Source organism: Streptomyces sp. NPDC055078 (genome assembly GCF_053607985.1).
In genome coordinates this window covers 1-4,261 of sequence record NZ_JBSGUP010000685.1, presented here as the reverse complement: position 1 = coordinate 4,261, position 4,261 = coordinate 1, and the positions used below count along the sequence as shown (strand labels likewise).

General features: G+C 71.3%; 5 protein-coding genes. All 5 read right to left on the bottom strand.

The features are described 5' to 3' along the window. Positions 1–159 precede the first annotated feature (159 nt). The 5 genes from ACWF94_RS34775 to ACWF94_RS34755 are packed head-to-tail and all read right to left on the bottom strand — an operon-like array spanning position 160 to position 4,181. The gene (locus tag ACWF94_RS34775; protein WP_453497961.1) at positions 160–1,086 is read right to left on the bottom strand and encodes a hypothetical protein; all 927 of its coding nucleotides are present in this window, start codon (positions 1,084–1,086) and stop codon (positions 160–162) included. Next, complete coding sequence (locus ACWF94_RS34770) at positions 1,083–1,904, bottom strand: Scr1 family TA system antitoxin-like transcriptional regulator (RefSeq protein WP_453497958.1); 822 nt, start codon at positions 1,902–1,904, stop codon at positions 1,083–1,085. The genes ACWF94_RS34775 and ACWF94_RS34770 overlap by 4 nt, the downstream gene beginning before the upstream one ends. Beyond that, complete coding sequence (locus ACWF94_RS34765; protein WP_453497955.1) at positions 1,901–2,533, bottom strand: class I SAM-dependent methyltransferase; 633 nt, start codon at positions 2,531–2,533, stop codon at positions 1,901–1,903. Before ACWF94_RS34765 ends, ACWF94_RS34770 begins: the two co-directional genes overlap by 4 nt. Further along, complete coding sequence (locus ACWF94_RS34760; RefSeq protein ID WP_453497952.1) at positions 2,530–3,441, bottom strand: endonuclease/exonuclease/phosphatase family protein; 912 nt, start codon at positions 3,439–3,441, stop codon at positions 2,530–2,532. Before ACWF94_RS34760 ends, ACWF94_RS34765 begins: the two co-directional genes overlap by 4 nt. Beyond that, positions 3,438–4,181, bottom strand: a complete 744-nt coding sequence (locus tag ACWF94_RS34755; protein WP_453497950.1) for a hypothetical protein — start codon at positions 4,179–4,181, stop codon at positions 3,438–3,440. Before ACWF94_RS34755 ends, ACWF94_RS34760 begins: the two co-directional genes overlap by 4 nt. Positions 4,182–4,261: the final 80 nt, after the last annotated feature.

Genomic DNA, 4,261 nt, shown 5'->3' with positions numbered 1-4,261 from the left:
GAATGGACTCGTCGGACTCGATCGTTTCGGGCTGCTCGGTCTCGGGCTCGGTGATCGCGGGCATTCGGCGTCTCCTTCTTTCTTGGGGTGGCCCCGGCCCGGCTGGGCTCGGGGGTTGTCCGGTTCCGTCTCTGTTGTCACGCGGGAACCGGACGCTCGTCATCGGGCTACCGGGTGTGAGCGTTGGCCGGTGTGATTACCGATGGCGGAAGCCGGCGGGTGCTCGGTGCGGTGGACGAGGAGTTCGGCGGTGGTGTCCAGTGCGGGTGACAGGGGCCGTTCCCGCCCGGTGACTCGGTATCCGTTCTGTTCGAGAACGTCGACGACCCGGGCGGTACCGTTTGCCCAGTGCTCCGCGGCGCCAGGGGGAACGTCACCGGTCCCGGTGGAGCGGCGGAATTCTGCCGCGGGCTGCCACACCACCAGCGCGCACCGGGACGATCCGGGTGGCCACAGCGTCTGAGTGATCGACTGGACGAAACACGGACCGGTCTCGGCGCGAGGCTCCGCGTAGTAGGGCTCTTCCCATGTGAGTTTCGCGTCTTGCAGAACCCTGTGGATCTCGCTGTCGGGTGCGATCTCCGGGTACCGGTAGTGGCCCGATATCCAGTTGGGACGGGCGGGTGGCCATCCTTTCCACGCGTCGGCAGGCTGCCGCCGTGGTGGGACACCCTGGGGCATTCGGTAGACGAGCAGTTCGGCGTTCGCGTGGTGGTGCGGAGTCCTGGGCGGCCCGGTCTCCTCGGCCACGTAGCCGATCGATTCCAGCGCGCTCGCGGTAGCGGCGACGCGCTCTGCCCAGTGCTCGTCCGCACCGTCCGGCACCTTTCCCGTGGTGTCGTCCCTGCGGAACGCGGCGTCCGGGTACCAGTTGACGAGGACGCAGAGGTCCGCGCCCCTGGGCCAGGCCGGCTCGGGCACACCGTCGGCCCTGCACCAGCCGGCGCCCTCGGGCAGGGCTCGGTACGCGATGCCGTCCCGTGTCGTGTAGGTCTCGCCCAGCCCCAGTCTGGCCAATTGGTGGTTGACCAGTGCGGTTCCCGTGCGGCCGGGGTCGGTTCGGTCGTACGTCGGTTCTGCTGTCATGGGCGGATTCCTGGGCGAGTGGTCGGAGGGCGCGCGTGAACGCTCTGGAGTCGGGTGAGGGATTCCGCTGGTGACAGGGCCCTCGCGCGGGCCTTCTCCAGCCCTCCGCCGCCCGCTTCGCCGCAGGAGTAGTAGGCCCCGTGGGCGTACTCCTCCACATACAGCGCGCGGCCCGGACCGAGCCACAGCTCGCTCTGCACCCCCCGGGGCGGGATGAGGGCGCCATTGGGTACCAGGCGGACAGAGATGTCTCCCCGCTCGGCGAACGCGATGACGTGGGCGAGCTGGTCGCGCCACTGCTGGACCGGTCTGCGGTCGAGTTCGACCCACCACTGCTCGGCGAACACGGTCACCGATTTGCCGTGGCGGGCGGGCAGAGGCCGGGTATCCGCAGCGGCCCGGTCAGCCGCAGACACCACGTCCCACCCGTCACACCACGCCGCGGTGTAGGCGGGGGTGTGGAGGACCGGCGGCCAGCAGGTCGCGGCATGGACCATGATGACCGTGGCGGCGGCCTCGCACGCGGCAAGCCGCGCCTGCCACCCGGGCTCGTCATCCAGGGGGCGCATCCCGGTGCGGTCCTCCGGCGCCCGGAGCAACCGCAGCAGCGTCTTCGCCTCCGCCGGCTCGATGCCGTACGCGGCGATGAGGCGCTCCACGGCCACAACCGGGACGGTTCGCCCGGTCTCGACCAGGTTCACGGTCTGCCTGGACAACCGGGTGAGACCGTGAACTTGGTCGAGGGTGAGCTGGCGGGTCTGGCGCAGGTGGCGCAGGTAGGCTCCGGTGACCAGAGCGCCGGGGTGAGCGGTCGTCATGCCGTCGCCTTCCGCAGTGGACCGCCGTGGGTGCCGGTGCGGAGGACGAGGGTGCTCGTTCGCGGGGTGAGGCTGTAGCGCTGGCTGGAGGCCCAGCCGGTGCCGAGGAGGGCCCACTGGTCCGCGGTCATTTCCCGCCGGTAGGGATCGGGGCGGTCGTAGCGTCGCCCGCCGTGGTGGTCGACGGCCGCCAGCACATACACGGCGCCCCCGGGCCGCAGCCAGAGCGCGGCCTGGTCGAGGAATCCGGGGTCCAGGTACTCCAGGACGTACCGGCAACTGATCAGGCCCACGCTCCCCGGCTCCAGCCGGAGCGATGCCGCGTCGCGGAGTTCGTACCGGGGTTTGGGCGCGGTGATGATGCGGCGGGCCTGGCCGATCGCCGACGGAGAGTGGTCGTAGCCGGTGACGGTCCAGCCCCAGCTCGCCAGCCTGCGGGTCCACGCGCCGTCGCCGCATCCGATGTCAACGGCGACCGCGTCCGCTCCGGGGCCCACCCGGGCGAGGAACTCCGCGTCCTCGCCGGGAGCGGCCAGCCGCGGGCGCTTGCGCTGGTGCCACAGATCCCAGCTCTGCGGCCCGAGAGCGGACGGCGCCGGGGCGGGAGCTGAAGGCCAGGGCGGGTTCACAGAATGCCTTCCGAGGAGCTGCGGGGGCTTGCGTGTTCGGTGTGGGGTGTGTAGCGGGGGGTGTCGGCGTGCAGGATGCTGTGCAGGGCGGCGCCGTCGAAGGTGGCGATGAGCGGGAGGTGGTCGGCGAGCCTGCGCAGGAGCGGGGTGTCGGCGACGGTGAAGCCGGTCAGGGCGGGTGCGAGTTCTCGGCTGAGGTATCCGCGGTCGATGCTGTACAGCGGGGCGTCCGGGCGTCCGGGGTGGGTGCGGTAGCCGGCCGTCGGGTTCATCGCCTCGCTCTGGCCGAGGTGGTCGGCGGCGTAGCGGGCCATCTCGATGTAGCCCGCGGCCGTCAGTTCCCGGTCCGGCCGGTCATCGGTACGGCGCCGTCCGCCCTCGGTGTAGGTGCGGTTGGCGACGAACGCGTGGTCGTCGTAGCCCTCCCACCAGCCGTCGGCCATCTCATCGGCGCGGTAGCTGTTCCAGTCCCAGAAATGGATGCTGAGCCAGCCCGGCTTCGCGAGAGTCGAGCACCATCGGGCTTCGGTGAGCCGGTGCTCGGGGCTCCAGTAGCAGGCGTGGCCGCTGACGCAGCTGATCTGTCGCGGACTCAGGGCCCCGTCGGGGTCCCGGAACGTGACGGCGATGTTCGCGGGGGCGTGCCAGGGTGCCCAGTCCTGCCGGTACTCCTCCGTGACGACCAGCGGACCGCTGTTCTTGACGAAGATCGCGTTGTCGTTGCTGCCGGAGCGGGACGGGGCGATGTATCCGGTCATGCCCATCCGTGCGGCCTGCGCGTGGAGCTGTCCGGGCTGCACTTCCTGCTGGAACACGATGTCCGGGTCCTGGTCCCGGATCCAGTCGGCGGAGAGCACCCAGTTGATGCCCTTCTCCACATTGCAGGCCAGCATGCGCACGGTCGTCATGCCACCGCCGCCTTACGCACCGTGGGGGCCGCCCGGCGGATGAGAACCGTGTCCCTGCGGGGCCGGGTCTCGGCGTCCAGGTCGATGACCGTGCAGCCGGTCAGACGCAGCGTGACCTGCGTGCACAGCATCCACGGCAGCCGGGGGTCGCCGTGCCGGACGAGCATCCCCTCCTTGGCCAGCCGGAGCGAGGGCGCGGGCAGACCGCTGGCGTTGCGTGCGTAGAGATCTCCCACGTAGCCGTAGCGGTTGGGGTCCCCCACGCGTACGGCCGTGTATCCGCCGGCCAGCTCCGGGCGCCGAGCCGCCACCACGGGAACGCACGGGAGGCAGACGGGCGGCAGCACGGTCACCACTTCCTCCAGCCAGTCCCCGGCCGCGGCGGCGGGGTGGCCGAGCAACCACAGCACCCCCTCCCGGGTGCGATCGGCAGAGCCCGCGCACCCCATGCAGAGCAACTGCCACATCGCCTCCCGCTGCCGTGCGGGATGCACGGCACTGTGCTCGGGCTCGCCGCGCCCCCGGCCGAGAGGCACGGGCAGGCGGCCGGGATGGAGCAGAGTGCCGAAGGAGTCGCGATCCCTCACCTTCTCGTCTCGCAGGGCCAGGCGCCGCTCGCTGTGCGGGACATGGAGCCGGGGCTCAACGGGCGTCTCGCCGGTCCACGGAGTGATCCAGGGAGTGAGCCGCGTGGCGTCGGCCCTGATGGGGGACGCGGCGGATGGTGCGGGATGGTTCACGGCAGACCTTTCAGCACATACGAACGGACAGCGGAAGGGGGAGAAGGCGGGAGGGGCCGGCCGCCGCCCGGGCAGGGGGC